This is a genomic window from Pseudomonas sp. NFX224 (assembly GCF_048565165.1).
GTDB lineage: Bacteria > Pseudomonadota > Gammaproteobacteria > Pseudomonadales > Pseudomonadaceae > Aquipseudomonas.
In genome coordinates this window covers 4,796,494-4,815,812 of record NZ_CP183416.1, presented here as the reverse complement: position 1 = coordinate 4,815,812, position 19,319 = coordinate 4,796,494, and the positions used below count along the sequence as shown (strand labels likewise).

General features: G+C 59.7%; 22 protein-coding genes. 9 read left to right on the top strand and 13 right to left on the bottom strand.

What is annotated here, in order from left to right:
* Positions 1–15: 15 nt before the first annotated feature.
* On the bottom strand, positions 16–1,173 hold the full coding sequence (gene earP / locus ACNYC6_RS22090; RefSeq protein WP_419709148.1) for an elongation factor P maturation arginine rhamnosyltransferase EarP: 1,158 nt from the start codon (positions 1,171–1,173) through the stop codon (positions 16–18).
* A 124-nt stretch (positions 1,174–1,297) separates the two neighbouring features.
* On the opposite strand from earP, the gene ACNYC6_RS22085 reads away from it, so the two are divergent.
* Both ACNYC6_RS22085 and ACNYC6_RS22080 read left to right on the top strand, forming a co-directional pair.
* Positions 1,298–1,705: a hypothetical protein gene (locus ACNYC6_RS22085; RefSeq protein ID WP_419709147.1), complete on the top strand. Its 408-nt coding sequence runs from the start codon at positions 1,298–1,300 to the stop codon at positions 1,703–1,705.
* A gap of 2 nt (positions 1,706–1,707) precedes the next feature.
* The gene (locus tag ACNYC6_RS22080) at positions 1,708–2,190 is read left to right on the top strand and encodes a GreA/GreB family elongation factor (RefSeq protein WP_419709146.1); all 483 of its coding nucleotides are present in this window, start codon (positions 1,708–1,710) and stop codon (positions 2,188–2,190) included.
* Positions 2,191–2,196: 6 nt separating this feature from the next.
* Here the strand turns inward: ACNYC6_RS22080 and cysB are convergent, their stop codons facing one another.
* The 5 genes from cysB to ACNYC6_RS22055 all read right to left on the bottom strand — a co-directional run bounded on the left by cysB (position 2,197) and on the right by ACNYC6_RS22055 (position 6,153).
* Positions 2,197–3,171, bottom strand: a complete 975-nt coding sequence (gene cysB / locus ACNYC6_RS22075) for an HTH-type transcriptional regulator CysB (RefSeq protein ID WP_003199376.1) — start codon at positions 3,169–3,171, stop codon at positions 2,197–2,199.
* Positions 3,172–3,284: 113 nt separating this feature from the next.
* On the bottom strand, positions 3,285–3,788 hold the full coding sequence (locus ACNYC6_RS22070) for a universal stress protein (RefSeq protein ID WP_419709145.1): 504 nt from the start codon (positions 3,786–3,788) through the stop codon (positions 3,285–3,287).
* Between the two features lie 94 nt (positions 3,789–3,882).
* On the bottom strand, positions 3,883–4,788 hold the full coding sequence (locus ACNYC6_RS22065; protein ID WP_419709144.1) for a 5'-nucleotidase: 906 nt from the start codon (positions 4,786–4,788) through the stop codon (positions 3,883–3,885).
* A 25-nt stretch (positions 4,789–4,813) separates the two neighbouring features.
* Positions 4,814–5,770, bottom strand: coding sequence for a putative 2-dehydropantoate 2-reductase (locus ACNYC6_RS22060; protein ID WP_419709143.1), 957 nt, complete (start codon positions 5,768–5,770; stop codon positions 4,814–4,816).
* Positions 5,767–6,153: a thioredoxin family protein gene (locus ACNYC6_RS22055; protein WP_419709142.1), complete on the bottom strand. Its 387-nt coding sequence runs from the start codon at positions 6,151–6,153 to the stop codon at positions 5,767–5,769. Before ACNYC6_RS22055 ends, ACNYC6_RS22060 begins: the two co-directional genes overlap by 4 nt.
* On the opposite strand from ACNYC6_RS22055, the gene ACNYC6_RS22050 reads away from it, so the two are divergent.
* Both ACNYC6_RS22050 and ACNYC6_RS22045 read left to right on the top strand, forming a co-directional pair.
* Positions 6,152–6,595 (top strand): PilZ domain-containing protein, encoded by a 444-nt coding sequence (locus tag ACNYC6_RS22050; RefSeq protein WP_419709141.1) that lies wholly within the window; start codon positions 6,152–6,154, stop codon positions 6,593–6,595. The two genes, ACNYC6_RS22055 and ACNYC6_RS22050, sit on opposite strands and share 2 nt — an antisense overlap.
* Positions 6,596–6,723: 128 nt before the next feature.
* Positions 6,724–7,800, top strand: coding sequence for a 3-deoxy-7-phosphoheptulonate synthase (locus ACNYC6_RS22045; protein WP_419709140.1), 1,077 nt, complete (start codon positions 6,724–6,726; stop codon positions 7,798–7,800).
* Positions 7,801–7,873: 73 nt separating this feature from the next.
* Here ACNYC6_RS22045 and ACNYC6_RS22040 read toward each other — a convergent pair whose 3' ends face one another.
* Positions 7,874–8,161 (bottom strand): GNAT family N-acetyltransferase, encoded by a 288-nt coding sequence (locus ACNYC6_RS22040; RefSeq protein WP_020800382.1) that lies wholly within the window; start codon positions 8,159–8,161, stop codon positions 7,874–7,876.
* 639 nt (positions 8,162–8,800) lie between these two features.
* On the opposite strand from ACNYC6_RS22040, the gene oprI reads away from it, so the two are divergent.
* Positions 8,801–9,052 carry an outer membrane lipoprotei OprI gene (gene oprI, locus ACNYC6_RS22035; protein WP_003183784.1) on the top strand — a complete coding sequence of 84 codons (252 nt, stop codon included), beginning with the start codon at positions 8,801–8,803 and terminating at the stop codon, positions 9,050–9,052.
* 799 nt (positions 9,053–9,851) lie between these two features.
* Here oprI and ACNYC6_RS22030 read toward each other — a convergent pair.
* The 3 genes from ACNYC6_RS22030 to ACNYC6_RS22020 form a co-directional block, all read right to left on the bottom strand.
* Positions 9,852–10,823: a L,D-transpeptidase family protein gene (locus ACNYC6_RS22030; protein WP_419709139.1), complete on the bottom strand. Its 972-nt coding sequence runs from the start codon at positions 10,821–10,823 to the stop codon at positions 9,852–9,854.
* A 205-nt stretch (positions 10,824–11,028) separates the two neighbouring features.
* Positions 11,029–11,322, bottom strand: a complete 294-nt coding sequence (locus ACNYC6_RS22025; RefSeq protein WP_003226812.1) for a hypothetical protein — start codon at positions 11,320–11,322, stop codon at positions 11,029–11,031.
* Positions 11,323–11,378: 56 nt separating this feature from the next.
* Entirely contained in the window at positions 11,379–11,984 is a 606-nt protein-coding gene (locus tag ACNYC6_RS22020) for an arylesterase (protein WP_419709138.1), read from the bottom strand.
* Positions 11,985–11,994: 10 nt separating this feature from the next.
* Here ACNYC6_RS22020 and ACNYC6_RS22015 point away from each other — a divergent pair, with 10 nt between their 5' ends.
* Genes ACNYC6_RS22015 through greB form a run of 3 tightly spaced genes read left to right on the top strand, consistent with a single transcriptional unit; the run spans position 11,995 to position 15,714 of the window.
* On the top strand, positions 11,995–12,678 hold the full coding sequence (locus ACNYC6_RS22015; protein WP_034150171.1) for an ABC transporter ATP-binding protein: 684 nt from the start codon (positions 11,995–11,997) through the stop codon (positions 12,676–12,678).
* The gene (locus ACNYC6_RS22010; protein ID WP_419709137.1) at positions 12,678–15,182 is read left to right on the top strand and encodes an ABC transporter permease; all 2,505 of its coding nucleotides are present in this window, start codon (positions 12,678–12,680) and stop codon (positions 15,180–15,182) included. The genes ACNYC6_RS22015 and ACNYC6_RS22010 overlap by 1 nt, the downstream gene beginning before the upstream one ends.
* A gap of 34 nt (positions 15,183–15,216) precedes the next feature.
* The gene (gene greB / locus ACNYC6_RS22005; protein WP_034150173.1) at positions 15,217–15,714 is read left to right on the top strand and encodes a transcription elongation factor GreB; all 498 of its coding nucleotides are present in this window, start codon (positions 15,217–15,219) and stop codon (positions 15,712–15,714) included.
* A 4-nt stretch (positions 15,715–15,718) separates the two neighbouring features.
* Here greB and ACNYC6_RS22000 read toward each other — a convergent pair whose 3' ends face one another.
* The 3 genes from ACNYC6_RS22000 to ACNYC6_RS21990 form a co-directional block, all read right to left on the bottom strand.
* Positions 15,719–16,027, bottom strand: coding sequence for a class I SAM-dependent methyltransferase (locus tag ACNYC6_RS22000; protein WP_419709136.1), 309 nt, complete (start codon positions 16,025–16,027; stop codon positions 15,719–15,721).
* Positions 16,028–16,273: 246 nt separating this feature from the next.
* Complete coding sequence (locus ACNYC6_RS21995; RefSeq protein ID WP_338582278.1) at positions 16,274–16,708, bottom strand: DoxX family protein; 435 nt, start codon at positions 16,706–16,708, stop codon at positions 16,274–16,276.
* Between the two features lie 103 nt (positions 16,709–16,811).
* Positions 16,812–18,233 carry a transglycosylase SLT domain-containing protein gene (locus ACNYC6_RS21990; RefSeq protein WP_419709135.1) on the bottom strand — a complete coding sequence of 474 codons (1,422 nt, stop codon included), beginning with the start codon at positions 18,231–18,233 and terminating at the stop codon, positions 16,812–16,814.
* Positions 18,234–18,468: 235 nt separating this feature from the next.
* Between ACNYC6_RS21990 and ACNYC6_RS21985 the strand changes: the two genes are divergently transcribed.
* Complete coding sequence (locus ACNYC6_RS21985; protein ID WP_419709134.1) at positions 18,469–19,278, top strand: TatD family hydrolase; 810 nt, start codon at positions 18,469–18,471, stop codon at positions 19,276–19,278.
* The last annotated feature ends 41 nt before the right edge of the window (positions 19,279–19,319 follow it).

Below are 19,319 nucleotides of genomic sequence, written 5' to 3'. Positions count from 1 at the left end.
AATCTAGGCCGCGTATCATATCCAATTTCCATAAAACTGTACCAGCGCCGTGGCAAGATCGGCCTGCAAGGCCTGTTCCAGACACCACGTCTCAGCGTGTTTTTCCAGCTCTGGCCAGTGTTTACGGGTGGATTGCCAGTGGTCGGTCATTTTCTCACCGGCGTTCCATGCCCGCCAAAGACCGCTGATCGCCTCGCTCGCAGGCGCTGAGAGGTCTTTCACATAGAGCGCAAGGAAGGCTTCAAGCTTGTCCAGATGGACGTCTTCTTCCTGCTGATAGATGTGCCAGAGCAGCGGCCGGCCCGCCCATTGGGCGCGAACAAAGGAATCTTCACCGCGTACGGCGTTGAAATCACAGCTCCACAGCAACAGGTCATACTGATCCTGTCGGACGAACGGCAGCACTTGCACGGTCAAGGCGTCGCGCACATGCAGCGCACCGGCTTTCAGATTCGTCACGCCGAGCCAGCGCTCGACATCGCCGAGCACCCGCCCTTCCGGGACCAGCAGATGCGTGGGTGAGGAATCGCCCGCCAACACGTCCAGCCAACTGGCCAGCCCGGCATTTTCGTAGGCAAACAGTGAAATCAGCTGCGCACCTGGCGCTCGATCAATCCCCAGGCTTTGCAGGAACTCTCGCTGTGCCTCAGGACTTTGCTGAAACTGTCGACGCCGATCCAGCAAACCGCTTTCACGCAACAAACCGCCCGTGCCTTTCTGGAATCCTGGAAAGAAGAAGAATTTCTGTACGTGCTTGTACTTCACCGACGGCAAACCGTGGCAACCGATCACCCAGTCCTCGGCACTCAGGTAATCGAGGTTCATCCACAACGGCGTTTTTTCCCGTTCGGCCATGGCGTCCATGTAGGCACTCGGCAACTGACAGGCGAACGCGGCGATCACCACATCGGCGGCTTCAGTCGGTTGCCAGTCGGCCGCCCAGTGACGCACCTCGACGCCCTGCTGCCATTGCTGCGAGGTGTGGATGTCGATTTCCGGGCACATGCGTTCAAAAGCACGTAAATCGTCGACCCACAAACGCACCGCCAACCCATGCTCGGCCACCAGTTGCCGGGCCAGACGCCAGGTCACGCCGATGTCACCGTAGTTGTCGACCACGGTGCAAAAAATGTCCCAGCGCCTGTTTTTTTTCATTTGAGGCATTTCAGACATTCCAGATTCCCGTTGGCAAAAGCCGCAATTGTCCGCATAAATTACCCCGTGCAGAAGAGCCGACGACGATTAATCTTCGTGCGACAATTGCCACACGCCCGCGACCTACCGCCAGGAGGCAGTCATGCCCTACCGTTCCAACCCGCGTCGTCCGTTGCCGATCCAGCTCAATACCGTGCAACTGACCGGCAGCATCGCCCTCGGTTTGTGGCTGGGGTTCACTGCCATCGCACTGACCTGCTGGCTCGCCTCGCGCCTGTTCTTCAGCGAGCAACTGGCCCCCGTGGCCCAGGCTGTACAGCAACTGGTCAACCCACCGGTGGTGCAGCAGGCGCCGGACATTCCGCCTCAAAGCCCTCTGTTCCAGCAGTACGAAGAGAACCTGCGCAAGAACGAGCAGGCGCAACGGCTCGACCAGGCGCGCAGCAGCAACCGCAATCTGTCGAACGCCAAATGCCAGTTCTGGCTGCAACAGGACCAGACGGCACCGAGCGAAAAAAGTCGCGCCAATGTCCTGCAATTCTGCGATTGATCATGAATAAGCAAACCGTCCATCAACTGATTCTCGACAAATTGCGAGTCGACCTCGACATCGCCGAACGGGCCGCGCAGACCGCTTATGAAACTGCGACCCACGAAGAAAACATCGCCGAAAACAAGTACGACACGCTGGGGCTTGAAGCGTCGTATCTGGCCGCCGGGCAGGCCAGGCGCGTGGAGGAAATTCGCCAGTCACTGACGCTTTGTCAGAATCTGGCGCTGCGCCCTTATGACGAGCAACGTGGCATTGAAGTCGGAACCCTGCTGGGGCTGGAAGACGAAAAGGGTCGCGAGCAGTGGCTGTTTCTGGCGCCTGATGCGGCGGGCCTGAAAGTCGATCTGGTCGGGCAGATGATTACCGTCATCACCCCGCGCTCACCGCTGGGCAAAAGCCTGCTGGGCAAATTCGAGGGCGATGAGGTGGAGATTCTGGTGGCGGGTGCTCGGCAACAGTTCGCTGTCACCGAGGTCGTTTAAGCGGGCTTAGTGGACCGGCAGTTCGACGCCGTCGAACAGCTCTTCCAGCTCCTGCTTGTTGTGGCACTGGATGGCCTTGGCCATGACTTCGCGGGTCAGGTGCGGGGCGAACTTCTCGATGAAGTCGCACATGAAACCACGCAGGAACGTGCCGCGACGGAAGCCGATCTTGGTCACGCTGGATTCGAACAATTCGCTGGCATCGAGCACCACCAGATCGCTGTCGAGCTTGGTGTCGACGGCCATTTTCGCCACGATACCCACGCCCAGACCCAGGCGAACATAAGTTTTGATCACGTCGGCGTCGGCGGCGGTGAACACCACTTTCGGCGTCAGGCCACGATGGCTGAAGGCTTCGTCGAGTTTCGAACGGCCGGTGAAACCGAACACATAAGTCACGATCGGGTATTCGGCCAGGGCTTCGAGGGTCAGCTTCGGCAGCTTGGTCAGCGGGTGACCCTGCGGCACGACCACGCAGCGGTTCCAGCGGTAGCACGGCATCATCACCAGGTCGCCGAACAGCTCCAGCGCTTCGGTGGCGATGGCGAAATCCACGGTGCCGTCAGCGGCCATTTCGGCGATCTGCATCGGCGAACCCTGGTGCATGTGCAGGGCAACATCCGGGTATTGCTTGATGAAATTGCTGATCACCGGTGGCAACGCATAACGCGCCTGGGTGTGGGTGGTGGCGATCGACAGGGTGCCTTTCTTCTCATTGGAGAATTCCTGGGCGATCTGCTTGATGCTTTCCACCTTGCGCAGGATTTCGCCTGCGGTGGTGATGATGCGCTCGCCGGCCGGAGTCACACGGGTCAGGTGCTTGCCGCTGCGCGCGAAGACCTCGACGCCCAGTTCGTCTTCCAGCAGGCGGATCTGTTTGCTGATGCCCGGTTGCGAGGTGTAAAGGCTTTGGGCTGTAGCCGAAACGTTGAGGTCGTGGTGCGCCACTTCCCAGATGTAGCGCAATTGTTGAAGCTTCATATGAATCCCTCAAAGCAGATAGACGCCACGGGCATCAGCGACGGTATATAACTATATTAATGGTTTGAAGAATAAATCTAGAACTTTTTTGTCGAAATGCCACTCTTCGTGCTCTAGCGATCCCCTTGACGGCGGCGTTCCACCAGCGGCACCAGATAGACCGGGACCCGAGCCAACTGCAACACCCGCGCTGCGGTCCGGCCCAAAGGCGTTTCCGCGCCAGCACCATGGCTATGACTACCTACGATCAACAAATCCACGGAGAGTTTCTGTGCCTGGTCGAGAATCACCTGCGACGGATCGCCCTGCAGCACCCGCACCGCCTGAATCCGCTCCAGGTCCAACTCCCCTTCACCCCCCAACTCTTCACGAAAACTGTCGAGTACCCGCTGCTCGATATTGGCGATGACCGTGTTCAGTCCCTGACTGTGAAACTCGTTCAACGCCTGCTCATCGAGATAACTCTGTAACACCGATTCTGCGAACAGCCCCATGGGCTCCACCGCATGCACCACGTACAGGTCGGCATTGAATGTCCGGGCCAATGCCAAGGCATGCTGCATCACCAAAGGTGCGTACAGGCCGAGGTCAGTGGCATAGAGCATCGAGCGAATCATATGACCTCCTCGATTGCCAACATGGCGGAGATTGATTCAGCTTAGCAGTGCCTTGGCGAGTACGACGTCCGGCGCAACACGTTGATCGGCGGGCTTAAACCTTTTGCTCGTTGCTTATGCCATGGGGCACATGACCGGTGGCGACGACTTCCCGGGCCAACTCGCAGTGACCGGCCTGGTCATCGAAAAACACATCGGCGGCGAAGGCTTCGAGAAATGCCGATTTGGTCAGGCCACCGAGGAACAGCGACTCATCCAGGCGGATGTCCCATTCACGCAAGGTGCGGATCACGCGCTCGTGGGCAGGCGCCGAACGGGCCGTCACCAACGCCGTGCGGATCGGGCAGGCGCCATCCGGGAACTCGCGCTGCAACAGGTTCAGCGCTGCGAGAAAACCTTTGAACGGCCCGCCACGCAACGGTTCGCGGGCGGCTTCACGTTCGCTGGCCTGAAACGCTTCCAGGCCACCGGTTTGGTACACGCGCTCCGATTCGTCGGAAAACAGCACGGCGTCACCGTCGAATGCTATGCGCAATTCATCACTGGCGGCGCGGCTGGCGCCACCGGACAAAATGGTCGCTGCGGCAAACCCTGCGTCCAGCGCACTGCGCACGTCTTCGGCGTGGGTCGACAGAAACAGGTCGCAACCAAAGGCCTTGAGGTACGGATAAGGACTGCGCCCGCCGACGAACGCCGCACGGGAAATCGCCAGCCCGTAGTGATCGATCGAATTGAACACCCGCAGGCCGGTGTCGGCGCTGTTGCGCGAGACCAGGATCACTTCGACCCGGGCGCGACCCAAGTGGGCATTGAGATTCAGGAGTTTTTGCACCAGAGGAAAGGCATCGCCGGGTTCGAGGATTTCGTCCTCGTGCTCGATCTGATACTGCCGGTAGGCCTCGACGCCGCTCGACAAGTAGACCTTATGACTTTCACTCAGATCGAACAGCGCGCGCGAGGAAATCGCCAGCACCAGTTTGTCGTCGATGTTCTTCGCCATGCCCTTCCCCCTCAGGTGGATCTGCTTACCGGTTGCGTCGATCAATGAAACCCAGGCTGCGATACAAGGCCTCGATACGCGGCAACTCGCACCCTGCGGCTTTTGCGGCCGCCAGTGGCCGGGCATAGATGGCGTCCAGTTCCAGCGGCCGTTTGTGCAGATAATCGTGATACATGCTCGGCCAGTAGTCGGGCATTTTTTCGGTCACCATAAACAAGTGCTCTGCATAGCCGGGCGGAACGTTGTGCCCGCAAGCGATGGCGCCCTGGACCACTTCGGCCATCAACGCCTTGATCAGCTCACGGCTGTCGGCATCGGCCATCAGCGGTGTGGTACTCGCCCCGAGCAACACCGACAGACCGTTGTAGGGAATATTCCAGACCAGTTTTTGCCAGCGCGCCTGATGAAGGTTCGCCATGGCTTGAGAGTCGATGCCCGCAGCACGGAACAGTCCGACACCCTCCTCGACAATCGCTGTACGCGCCGCGTCATCATCTGCCGAACCGCTGTGGTAGCCGACATGCACTGCACCGAGCGCTTGGTGGGTGATCACGCCAGGTCCTTCGCGGTGAACGCAGATATAGCAGAGCCCGCCGAGAACATGCAGTGAATCGGGAAGCAACCCGCGCAGGTTGTCCTCGACGTCCAGACCGTTTTGCAACAGCAGCACTTTGGCATTCGGCGCAGCGGCTTTCAGAATGGCGGGTGCCAGATCCGCGTTGCTGGTGGTTTTCGCGCCCACCAGTAGCCAGTCACAGGGCGGCATGTCTTCCGCATTCGAATAGGCCTGGACCGGGTTCAGCGTCAACGCACCGTGCGGCGCACTGTCGACTTGCAACCCGCGTTCGGCCACCGCAGAAAACTCGCTGCGCAACAGAAAATGCACCTCGAAACCGGCACGCGCCAGCATTACCCCGTAAAACCCGCCGATTGCACCGGTCCCGATAATCCCGATAGTCGGTTTGGCAACTGCCCCCATCATGGCAACTCCTCTGCTGTTCGACTCAGCGCCTGACGTATCGCCCGATTGAGTTCGGTGCCGGTCAGGCGCGAATGCAATGCCCCGAAGAACTCACCGTCGCGCACCACAAACAGCGCCGGCAAATGAAAGACCTGATAACGCTCGACCACCCCGCCATTGTTCCCGGCATCGATCCAGCACAAGCGGTCGACCGCCAGGTCGAGTGCTGGCAGTTGTTCACGGGCAAAACGGCAACTGGAACAGCCGACACTGGTGAAAATCACCAGCGACACACCGTTCATCGTCAGCAGCCGTTGGTCGGCGTCGAAATCGGTCAGATCCAATTCGATCACTATACTGGGGGAAACAATGTCAGATGGCCGACACAGGGAGTCCGTGTTCATGGGTCGATTCATTCCTCATCCTGACGATGTGCCTGTGGAATTAACGCTGCACAAATCTGAGTGTATTTCGCGGCGCCAGCTGCACACTATCAGCCTCGGGGGCATGGCTTGCAATTATCACCGCGCATGGCGCTACGGCACGGCGCTGGAAGTTCGCATGCCGACGCTGAACCCCGACATGCGTTTTCTGGGCTATGTGGCCTGGTGTCTGCGACGAAAGCGCGGCTATCTGGTGGGCATTGCCTTCGTTGACGAGCAAACGCTGTTCAGTGCCCGGATGGGCGAGCAGGTGTGCCAGATCGAGCGTTATTGCCGCCAGCACGACGCCCATGATGACCTGCAGGAAGTTCAAGCGCTGGCGCTGGAGTGGGTCCAGGAACACGCCGACGAGTTCTCCCACGAAACGGTTCGTAAGGCATTTGCCCAGCCTGTAGTGGATTAAACAGCGGCCAGCCCATTGTCTAGCCACGGTGTAACGCGCTAAGGTTCGGCTCCCCGACGCGCTTAATTTGCTGTGCTCCGCCGCGCGGGTTCGCTGGCGGCCGGCACCCGTGACCTGACGAGTAAACGATGGCTGATTTACCGATCAACGACCTAAACGTCGCCTCCAATGAGACGCTGATCACTCCCGACCAGCTCAAGCGTGACATCCCCCTGAGCGACGCTGCCCTGCGCACCGTCACAAAGGGCCGCGAAGTCATTCGCAACATTCTGGATGGCACCGACCACCGTCTGTTCGTGGTCATCGGGCCTTGCTCGATCCACGACATCAAGGCAGCCCACGAATACGCCGAGCGCCTGAAGGTTCTCGCCGCGGAAGTGTCCGATACCCTGTATCTGGTCATGCGCGTGTATTTCGAGAAGCCGCGCACCACCGTCGGCTGGAAGGGCTTGATCAACGACCCGTACCTGGACGACTCGTTCAAGATCCAGGACGGTCTGCACATCGGTCGCCAGTTGCTGCTGGACCTGGCCGAAATGGGCCTGCCAACCGCCACCGAAGCCCTCGACCCGATCTCCCCGCAATACTTGCAGGACCTGATCAGCTGGTCGGCCATCGGCGCGCGTACCACCGAATCCCAGACTCACCGTGAAATGGCTTCGGGCCTATCCTCGGCCGTCGGCTTCAAGAACGGCACCGACGGCGGCCTGACCGTGGCGATCAACGCCCTGCAATCGGTTTCCAGCCCGCACCGCTTCCTGGGGATCAACCAGGAAGGTGGCGTGTCGATCGTGACCACCAAGGGCAACGCCTACGGTCACGTCGTACTGCGCGGAGGCAATGGCAAGCCGAACTACGATTCGGTCAGCGTCGCCCTGTGCGAGCAGGCGCTGAACAAGGCCAAGATCAAGCCGAACATCATGGTTGATTGCAGCCACGCCAACTCCAACAAAGACCCGGCCCTGCAACCGCTGGTGATGGAAAACGTCGCCAACCAGATCCTCGAAGGCAACCAGTCGATCATCGGCCTGATGGTCGAGAGCCATTTGAACTGGGGTTGCCAGGCCATCCCGAAAGACCTCGCCGACCTGCAATACGGCGTGTCGATCACCGATGCCTGCATCGACTGGACCGCGACCGAGAACACCTTGCGCAGCATGCACGCCAAGCTCAAGGACGTTCTGCCGAAACGCGAGCGCACCTGATCGCTGTTTGTTGCAGACAAAAAAACGCCGGGCAATACCCGGCGTTTTTTTTATGTGTTCGATTTGCTGAATGTCACTGGCTCAGCTTGGCCGCATGCCGCTGGTGACGCTCCATGTAGCGCTCGACGTAGGAGCACGATGGAATGACGGTGTAGCCCATTTCCTCGGCGTATTGCAGCGCCTGCTCGGTCAGCGCGGCGGCAATGCCACGACCGCGCAACGCGTTAGGCACAAACGTGCGATAGATATCCAGGGTCTGTTTCCCCAGATCCATATAAGTCAGGTAGGCACGATGACCGTCCACATTGGTCTCGAACTGATGACCAGCCTGGTCATGGTGGATGGACAACGCCTCGCTCATCACTACTCCTCGCGGGTCTTGAATTCCGACCCCTACCTTACCGATGTTTTTCCGGCGAAGGAACATCTACGCCACCCCGTGCCTGAATGGACACCGAGAAGAGCTACACCGATCTCGCGCAACCGAGCACGTACAAATAGTAGCCACCATTGACCGAAATGCTCAAGGTGCGCTCGTCATCGTGCTGGTTGGAAGGTGCTGCTCCGGGATACGCAGGAACGGCCCGACCGGAGGTTTTCCAAGGTCGATAGCCTGAACATTGCCGGATGTTGAGACTTAAGACGAGCGCCCGTAGTTAAAGTCACCTGAACATGGAGAAAGATATTGAGAGGCGCCGTGCAAAATCCGAACAAAAGTGTAGACGAATCCATCTAGCCAGACTTTATCCAAGACCGCAAAAAGAGCTGTGGGTGCGGGGAACTTTTCTTATCCAGCTCGCTCATCTCGGGCCTCCCAGCTGGATGTTTTTTAAACAGTGCAGTTAAAAGTTGCTCGAAAAAGAATCAACGCCTACAATTTTTTTTGCTTCTTGCTTCACGTCAGTTTTACTTACTACAAGTTATGGGTAGTATGTATGCCGGCTATTTCCTCACTCTGAGGAGACAGCTACTTAATAGAAAGTCCTTGAAGGGGAACACGATGAACAACGTTCTGAAATTCTCTGCTCTGGCTCTGGCCGCAGTTCTGGCTACCGGTTGCAGCAGCGCATCGAAAGAAACCGAAGCACGTCTGACCGCTACTGAAGACGCAGCTGCTCGCTCCCAGGCTCGTGCAGACGAAGCTTACCGTAAAGCTGATGAAGCTCTGGCTGCTGCTCAAAAAGCACAACAGACTGCTGACGAAGCTAACGAGCGTGCTCTGCGCATGCTGGAAAAAGCTAGCCGCAAGTAATAGTCCTTCGGGATTGTTATCAAGCCGACCCATTTTTTGGGTCGGCTTTTTTATTGCCTGGCATTTGTTACGAGATCGAGTAGGAGGCGGGGTTGCCCCCGCCGTGCTCTCACACCACCGTACATACGGTTCCGTATACGGCGGTTCCTGCCTACTGACATACAACGTCAGCGAGCTTGGTTCCGTTGATGTGTCGCCTGTGGTATCTAAGCGCCCAGACCGGCCCTCGGAGCTTCCGGCTCCTACCTCCTGATGGTCTCGACCCCCGCTATGCGGTGTTTCTGCTTTACGCTCCAACAGAGATCACACCCGACTATCCACTCATGGCAGGTTCAGCCCTTCGTTACTCCGGTGTCGAGCAACTACTACGGCCTCTGCTGACTTCTGTCGCCCATCCCGTCATCTCGCGACGCCGGTAGCACATGGCAGGCTATACAGATCTCCCTGGGTAATTCGCGCGACCTTCCTGCTTATGCCTGTCGGATCTACGTCACAGCGTTCCGTACAAGTATTGGGCTTTGAAGATATTGGCCTTCTTACCCCGCTGCACCGCCTAATCCGCTTCCTGTTCGTCAGGCCAGCATTTTGCCTCGGGCTTCCTTCAGATTCGCAGTCACCCGCGACACCCTTGCCTCTGGCTAACACTTCCCCTTGCCGGGTGTGTAGAGGACTTTCACCTCCAAGTCACCAGCGTGGCCACCACAGCCAAGCTGGTTGCGCTTACGCGCAACGCGCCATGCCTGGCGCACCAATAAAAAACCCGCCGACGCGGTCTGCGTCGGCGGGTTCGGTTCAAACGTTACTGCAGCGGGTCGAGGGGTGCACTGGTCACCATTGGCGCCGCACCGCTCGGGACACCGATTTCCACTGGCAGGCCGTCTTCGGCCGCGACCACATCACGCACCACATCCCAGTTCATGCGCAGATTGTTGGTGATGTCTTCACGCTTGAGCATCGCGTTGATCACCGCGGTGTGCTTGTCGACCACCGACGGGTTGCCCTTGTCGTCCAGCGGCGTATGCGCTTCCAGGTAAACCTTGCCACCACTCACGCCGAACTTGTACGAGTCGTTGATAATACGCACCGACGTCCCGACTGGCACCATGCCGGCCATTTCCAGCACATTGTTGTTGAACATGCGGAAGCAACCGTGGCTGGTGCGCATGCCAATGCCGAACTTCTTGTTCGAACCGTGGATCAGGTAGCCAGGCGTGCCCAAAGTGAACTTGAACGGCCCCAGCGGGTTGTCTGGACCTGCCGGCACCACGTTGGGCAGCGGATCACCGTCAGCGGCGTGCTCGGCCTTGATCGACGCTGGAGGCGTCCAGGTCGGGTTCGGCGTCTTGGCAATGATGCTGGTGTGGGCAATCGGCGAACCCCAGCCTTCACGACCGATACCCAGCGGGAAGGTGTATACCGTGTTCTTGCCTTTCGGGTAGTAGTAGAGGCGATACTCGGCCAGGTTGATGACGATGCCTTCACGCGGGCCGGGCGGCAGGATGAAGCGGGTCGGCAGCACGATCTCGGTGCCGGCGCCTGGCAACCATGGGTCGACGCCCGGGTTGGCCGCGACCATTTCCGTGTAGCCCAGGTCGTAGGTGGTGCCAAGGTCAGCGAAGGTATCTTCGTACTTGGCCTTGATCACTTGTACCTGGCCGACGATGTCTTCCCCAGGCGGTGGTAGTGGCAGCTCCAAAGCTGCAACGGGACCCGCCACGCAGAGGGCGGCAAGAGTCAGGCAGCGGGTGACGGCAGGAAAGCGCGGCAACATCCGGAAAATCCTTCGCATGATCAACAGAGGGTATAAGAACGCGATTGTACACCGCTGTCTGTTATTTCGGGGAAATCGCCCGATTGCAGGCGATGCAAGGCGTTCTTCTGCTTTGGATCAGCACCCAGCCCCCTGTAGCAGCGGTCGAGCGAAGCGAGTCATCGCCAGCAGGCTTGCTCCCACAGGTGCCCAGGGCATCAAAAGACTAAAGCTCAAACCGCAACTCAGGCCAGATCGGCGAAGTCCCACGCTTCTGCGACTCCAGAATAGCCCGGCACAACGAACACAACCGCTGATCCTGAAACACCCGCCGATCAACACTCGACCAACGTGGCTGCGCAGGCAACAGGCTCCCGCACAAAGTGCGATCAGCCGAACCACCCAACTCCAGCTGACGAGTCACCAGATGCACCCGCACTTCCTGGCAGGCGAACAGATCCAGCTGTTCGTCAGGCTCGATCAGTTGATAGGCAAAAAGTGACCAGGCGGGACGCGGCATCGGGGGCTCCAAATCGGGGGCGCCACCTTAGCCGAAAGCCTGCCTCTAGAAAAGTGTCATAACAGCGGTTTTAGCGTAGGCCAGACATTTTCCAGCAACTTGTCCTGAGCCCCGGCCGCCGGGTGTATGCCGTCGGCCTGCATCAGGTCCGGATGACCGCCCACGCCGTCGAGAAAAAACGGCACCAGCGGGATTTTCTTCTCTTCGGCAACGTTGCTGTAGACCTCGGCAAAAGCCTTGGTGTAACGCGCGCCATAGTTGGGTGGCAACTGCATGCCGAGCAGCAGCACCTTCGCGCCACTGGCGCGGGAGCTGTCGATCATCGAAGCAAGATTTTGTTGCAATTGCGTTGGCAGCAATCCGCGCAGCCCGTCATTGCCACCCAACTCGAGGATAACCAGCGCCGGCTTATGCTCTGCAAGCAGCGCAGGCAGCCGCGCCTGGCCACCGGCACTGGTGTCGCCGCTGATGGACGCATTGACCACCTTATCGTCGAAACCTTCGTGTTTGAGCCGTTGTTCAAGCAACGACACCCACCCCAGCCGGGTATCCAGCCCGAAACCGGCGCTGATACTATCGCCAACGATCAGGACAGTACCCGCCGCTGCGTTCTGGGCCATGCACATCAAGGCCAGGCCAGCACTCAAAAACCACACACGCATCGGATTCTCCATGGGCGCAAGCATTCTCACCGCGAAGAACCTCAGCAAAGTGGTTCCCAGCGCGGAAGGTGAACTGACTATCCTGCACGAACTCAGCCTGGAACTGAACAAGGGCGACAGCCTGGCCATCGTCGGCGCGTCCGGTTCCGGCAAATCCACCCTGCTCGGCTTGCTCGCCGGCCTCGATCTGCCCAGCAGCGGCGAAGTCACCCTCGCCGGCCAGGGCCTGAGCAATCTCGATGAAGACCAGCGTGCGCGCATCCGCGCCGAACACGTGGGTTTTGTATTCCAGTCATTCCAGTTGCTCGACAGCCTCAACGCCCTGGAAAACGTCATGCTGCCGCTGGAACTCGATGGCCGCAAAGACGCCCGAGGCCGTGCCACCGAACTGCTGCAACGGGTCGGCCTGGGACAGCGCCTGACCCACTCGCCTCGCCAACTCTCCGGCGGCGAGCAGCAGCGCGTGGCAATTGCCCGCGCGTTTGCCGCCGAGCCCGATGTGTTGTTTGCCGATGAACCGACCGGCAACCTCGACAGCCACACCGGCGAGCGCATCAGCGATCTGTTGTTTGAACTCAACAAGGAGCGCGGCACGACCCTGGTGCTGGTGACTCACGATGAACGCCTGGCACATCGCTGCCGGCGCCTGATCCGTCTTGAAGCCGGCCTGCTGGTCGCCCCTCTGGAGCCTTGATGGCACGCCTGCCGCTGTTGCGCCTGTTCAGTCTCGCCATCCGCCAATTGCTGCGTGATGCCCGCGCCGGTGAATTGCGCGTGTTGTTTTTCGCGCTGCTGGTGGCCGTGGCCGCGAGTACCGCCATCGGTTATTTCGGTGCCCGCCTCAACGGCGCCATGATGTTGCGCGCCACCGAGTTTCTCGGTGCCGATCTGGTGCTTGAAGGCAGCTCGCCAGCGCGAACCGAACAGATCAGAAACGGCACCGAGCTGGGCCTCGAACACGCGCAAGTCGTGGAGTTTTCAAGCGTCATCGCCACCGACAACGGCATTCAACTGTCCAGCATCAAGGCCGCCGATAGCGTCTACCCACTGCGCGGCGAACTGAAGAGCGCACCTGCGCCCTTCGCCCCGGAACAGTCCGGTGGCGGACCGAAACCCGGCGAAGCCTGGGTCGAGGCGCGGTTGCTGACGGCACTTGACCTGAAGATCGGCGACAGCATCGATGTCGGTATGAAAACCCTGACACTGGCACGCGTGCTGACCTACGAGCCGGACCGTGCCGGCAACTTCTACAGCCTGACGCCACGGGTGCTGATCAACCTCAGCGATCTTGAAGCTACCGGCGTGGTGCAACCCGGCAGCCGGGTCAGTTACCGCGAACTCTGGCGCGGCAACGCCACGGCGCTGGAAACCTATCGCCAACTGATCAAACCGGGCCTGGCCGCCAACCAGCGTATTCAGGATGCCCGCGATGGCAACCGGCAGATCGGTGGTGCCCTGGGCAAGGCTGAGCGTTATTTGAACATGGCCAGTCTGGTGGCGGTGTTGCTGGCCGGGGTGGCGGTGGCGTTGTCGGCGACGCGCTTTGCCACTCGCCGCTTCGATGCCAGTGCGCTGTTGCGTTGCCTGGGATTGTCCCGCCGGGAAACCCTGTTGCTGTTCAGTTTGCAACTGACGGTCCTTGGATTACTCGCCAGCATCAGCGGTGCCGTCATTGGCTGGCTGGCGCAACTGGGGCTGTTTGCCCTGCTGCATGATTTACTGCCCAGCGATGTACCACCGGGTGGTTTGTTTCCGGCCATCGCCGGGATCGGCACCGGGCTGGTGGCATTGGCCGGTTTTGCCTTGCCACCGCTGGCGGCGCTGGGTCGGGTGCCACCGTTGCGGGTATTGCGCAGGGACTTGCTGCCGATCCCTTCAAGCACCTGGATGGTTTATGGCGCTGCGTTGGGCGCCCTCGGCCTGATCATGTGGCGCCTGAGCCTGGACCTGGTGCTGACCTTCGCCCTGCTCGGCGGCGGCGTCATTGCCGCACTGGTGTTGGGCGGTTTACTGTTGCTGCTGCTCAAAAGCCTGCGACGCATGCTCGCCCGTGCCTCCCTGCCCTGGCGCCTCGGGTTGGGCCAGTTACTGCGTCATCCTCTGGCCGCTGCCGGACAATCCCTGGCATTCGGCCTGATTCTGCTGTCGATGGCATTGATCGCCTTGCTCCGCGGCGAATTGCTCGACACCTGGCAAAACCAGCTTCCGAAGAACGCACCAAACTATTTCGCCCTGAACATCCTGCCCGCGGACAAGCAGGCCTTCGCCGACCGCCTGATGGAACTATCCGCGCAATCGGCGCCGCTATACCCGGTGGTGCCGGGGCGACTGATCAGCATCAACGGCGAACCGGTGCAGCAAATCGTCACCAAAGAGTCGGCGGGTGACCGGGCGATCCAGCGCGACCTGAGCCTGACCTGGGCGGCGGACCTGCCAGCGGGCAACAAACTTACCGCCGGCGACTGGTGGCCGCAGCAGACACCGGATGAGATTCCCGGGGTCTCGGTGGAAGGCAAAGTCGCCGAGAGCCTGAAGCTCAAACTCGGCGACCACCTGGTCTTCACCGTCGGCGGGGCGAATCGCGAGGCGAAAGTCACCAGCCTGCGCGAGATTAACTGGGACAATTTCCAGCCGAACTTCTTCATGATTTTCCAGCCCGGCACCTTGAAGGACCTGCCAGCGACTTACCTGACCAGCTTCTATCTGGCGGCGGGTCACGATCAACAGATTGTCGATCTGTCCCGGTCTTTCCCGGCGGTCACCATCCTGCAAGTCGAAGCTTTGCTGGCGCAGCTGCGCAGCATCCTCGCGCAGGTCACCCTGGCAGTGGAATATGTGCTGTTGTTTGTATTGGCAGCCGGGATGGCAGTGCTGTTCTCCGGCCTGCAAGCGACGCTGGATGAGCGCATCCGTCAGGGTGCGCTGCTGCGCGCACTGGGGGCGGAGCGGCAATTGCTGGTGAAGGCGCGGCGGATCGAGTTCGGTTTGCTCGGCGCGGTCAGCGGTTTGTTGGCGGCGATCGGCTCGGAAGTTGTGAGCCTGGTGCTTTACCGGTATGCGTTCGACCTGCCCTGGCATCCGCATGCGTGGCTGTTGGTGCTGCCTCTGATCGGCGCCGTGCTGATCGGCGGTGCCGGTGTGTTTGGCACCCGACGCGCCTTGAATGCCAGCCCGCTGACAGTTCTGCGCGAGGGTTGATAAACTCGAGCGTTCTTAATCACAAGAAGTCGCCATGAGCCGTTATCGCCCTCCCCGCACCGCCGGCACCGCGCTGATCACCCCCGAAGGTGAAGCGCGGATGCGCGCCGAGTTTCACGAGCTCTGGCACGTTCGCCGACCGCAAGTGACGCAGTCTGTCAGCGAAGCAGCGGCACAGGGCGATCGTTCAGAAAACGCCGAATACACCTACGGTAAAAAGATGCTGCGCGAAATCGACAGTCGCGTGCGTTTTCTCACCAAACGCCTGGAAGCCCTGAAGGTCGTCAGCGAAAAACCCAGCGATCCGAACAAAGTCTATTTCGGCGCGTGGGTCACCATCGAAGACGAAGACGGCAAAGAATCGCGCTATCGCATCGTCGGGCCGGATGAACTGGATTTGAAACAAGGCCTGATCAGCATCGACTCACCGCTGGCTCGCGCCCTGATCGGCAAGGCACTGGACGCCGAAGTACGGGTCCAGACGCCTACCGGCGAACAGTGCGTGTATATCGTGGCGATCGATTATCCCTGACGCTTCAGCGCCGGGTAATCAGCCCTTGGCGGGCGACGCGGGTCAGCTGCCGGATCATTTCGGGGGCATCTTCAGCGTTGGGCGACTGAATCACCGCCAGGTCGAAACTGTCGCCGGCAAAGCGAGCCAAAGATTCGCCATCTTCGACAAACTGGATCAGGAAAGCTGCCGGACCACCGGTGCGACGTGGCCAGCCATCGAGGTAACGCAAGAGCGTCGGCTGATGTTTGCCGCCAAGCAGGATTTTTGGATTGCGCTGGGTCAGATGTGCCGTGATCGGCGCGGGACGTATAACGGGGCTTAGTGCATTCATCGTGTCGTGTCTCTGCCTCAAAGTCTGCATGGCAGGTGAGAGGCAACACCGAACCAGCGCTTTAGCGGTATTTCGAAGCCTGTTTCAAGCTTCTATCGGCAACTGGATGAGTCACCTGGCGCCCCGCAAGTAGCTGTTTAAATCGGCGCATGGGCAGCATCCTAGTGAAGCTGACCGGACAGTGTCAAGAATGACGCACAACAAAAAGGCCTGCGCAATGCAGGCCTTTTGCTTGAGCCAGAGCGGTCAGCCAGCGATGGCACGGTCGGCCGAGAGCTTGCCGGCGCCTTCGATCAGTACCGCGATGCTGCCACCGAGCAAGGCCAGGGCGAACTCGTAACCGTTGTTGGCCATGAACAGACCGTTGCTGATGTGTACCGAAAAAATCGCCACCAGCGAGAGAAAGGTCAAACCCAACGCCGCCGGGCGAGCCAGCAGGCCGATGATCAATGCCAGACCGGCGAAGAACTCAGTACCGCCCGCCAGCGTCGCCATCAGGTAACCCGGCGCCAGGCCGATGCTTTCCATGTACTGCGCGGTGCCGGCCAGACCGTAGCCGCCAAACGCACCAAAGAGTTTCTGCGAACCGTGGGCAGCGAAGATGATGCCGACGAAAATTCGCAGAACAGTCAGGCCGTAGCCAGCGCGGGTAAACAGAACCTTGTTGATCAGTGTGCTCATGCTGTGTCATCCATTGTGAGAGTGTGTTGGTTGGCCGCTATATTAATCAGTAAATCTCATGTTAAAAGCGCAAAAATCTCGCATTAACAATCAGTTTATTCGATCATTTACGAAGGGCAACTTTTTGCCCCTGGGGCTCCAACGACTCCCGCTCCCGATCGAACGCCAAGTAGTACTTGTTCACGCTATTAACATAGCTGACAGGTCCCATTCCCACCTGCTCCATGGCGATGCGTTCCACCTGAAAGAACCACTGATTGGGATTCAACCCACGTCGCCGTGCCTCGGCACGCATCCCTTGCACCCGCTCCGGGCCAATGTTGTAGGCCGCCAGCACGAACGCCATGCGCTCGCGCTCGTTGAGTTTGGGGCTGGCGAAGAACTTGCGACGAATCATTGCCAGGTACTTGGCCCCGGCCTGCACATTGGCATCGAGATCCTGAATATTGCTGACACCGACTCGCTGCGCTGCGGAAGGCGTGATCTGCATCAGGCCGGTCGGCGCACCGCCACTGCGCGCCTTGGGTTGCAGACCTGACTCTTTGAACGCCAGCGCCGCCAGGTTCAGCCAGTCCATGCCTTGGCCGTCGGCATGTTTTTGCAGCACAGGACGAAGCTTTTCCAGACGCTGCCGGTCAGCCTTGGCCAAGGGATAGTGCACTTGATAGAGACGCCGATAGATGCGCAGGAAAGCGACGTCCTGGTCCGACGGTTTTTTGTAGCCGGCGAGGAAACGGTCAATGCTGGCCCGCAACATCGAGGCATCGCGACGCACAAACCAGAACTCCTCGCCTGGCTCGCTGATCAGCACCTGCCGGTCGAGACGCAATTTCGGCAGGATCTTGCTCCAGCGCTCGGCAATCGGTTGTTCGACGATGGTCAGGTGAAAAATCCCGCCCTGGACCATCTCCAGCACGTCCTCGACCGCCAGGCTCGGATCGACCCACTCAATGGTGACCGGCGGCAATTTGTGCAGCGCGAGCTTTTGATTGATCTGGCTGACGGCATCCCCGGCGGCGCTGCCGGTGGGCAGTGCCAGGGTTTTGCCCGACAGTTGTTCGAGACGGGTATAGCGGCGTTCGCCCTTAATGCCGACCAGCACCAGCGCAATGTTGCTGGCAATCGGCTCACTGGTACTGACGGCGTATCCCGCTCGCAGGTCAAGCAATTCACCCGGCGCCACCAGATCGCCCTCCCCGCGCTGCAACGCGCCGAGCAACTGATCCTTGGCCTTGGGAATGATCTTGAGAGAGATTTCCTGACCGTCACGGGCGTGACCGTTGAGGTATTGCTCGAAGGCGCGCAAACGATGGTATTCAACACCGATGGCCTGGCCCTGGACTTCGCCGGAGCTGTTGCGGCTCTGGTTGACCAGCACTCGGAGCACGCGACCGCTGCGGATTTCCGTCAGGTCCCGGACCTTGGCGGCCGGCACGGCTTGCAGCGGCCCGGGCAGACGCGCGACCGCCGAGACCGGCAGCAGCAGCGAACAGCACAGCAGGAGCAAAACCGAGGGACGAATCATCCACTCTCCGCAAAGAATTCGGGTTGATCACATGAGTGATTTCATGAAATCACACGACAAAAACAGAGCGCCTGAGCGCTGGCAAAGTGCGAAAGACTGGCACAGTGATGGCACTCTGACCACCCTGCCCACTCCCGCGGAATCAAATGACAGCTATAACTCGTTGTAGTTCTTGGTTTTTCTTATAAATCTACAGCTCTGATATGCTTTCCGGCCTTTGGTCCGAGGTAGCACCATGCAACTCATCGATATCGGCGTCAACCTGACCAACCCCAGTTTTGCCGACAAGCACCAGGCTGTACTCGACCGCGCTTATGCCGCCGGCGTCTGCCAATTGGTGCTGACCGGCACCAACGTCGAGGGCAGCGAACAGGCGCTGGAGCTGTGCCAGCAACTGGATGAAAGCGCGCAACGCCTGTTCGCCACCGCTGGCATTCATCCCCACGCGGCCAGCGACTGGAACGCCGACAGTGCCAGTCGACTGCGCAGCCTGCTCAAGGAATCGAACGTCGTGGCCGTGGGTGAATGCGGTCTGGATTTCAACCGCGATTTCTCGCCGCGCCCGCAACAGGAGAAAGTCCTCGAAGAGCATCTGGCGCTGGCCGTCGAGTTGCAGATGCCGGTGTTCCTGCACGAACGTGATGCCAGCCAACGCCTGCTGGAAATCCTGCGCGAATACCGCGATCAATTGCCGGCCGCCGTGGTGCACTGCTTCACCGGGGAAAAGTCGGCGCTGTTCAGTTACCTCGACCTGGACCTGCACATCGGCATCACCGGCTGGATTTGCGATGAACGCCGCGGTACTCATTTGCATCCGCTGGTGAAAGAGATCAAACGCGGGCGGCTGATGCTCGAAAGCGATGCGCCGTACCTGCTGCCGCGCAGCCTGCGGCCGAAGCCGAAGAACGGCCGCAATGAGCCGGCGTATCTGACCGAGGTGTTGCGTGAGGTGGCGCTACATCGGGAGGAGACAGCGGAAGATCTGGCGGCGCACACGACCGCGTGCGCACGGGCATTTTATGGCTTGCCGACTATCCCCCTGTGAACACAGCTCGCTCCTGCCATTGACCTGCGTCAAGATCTGAA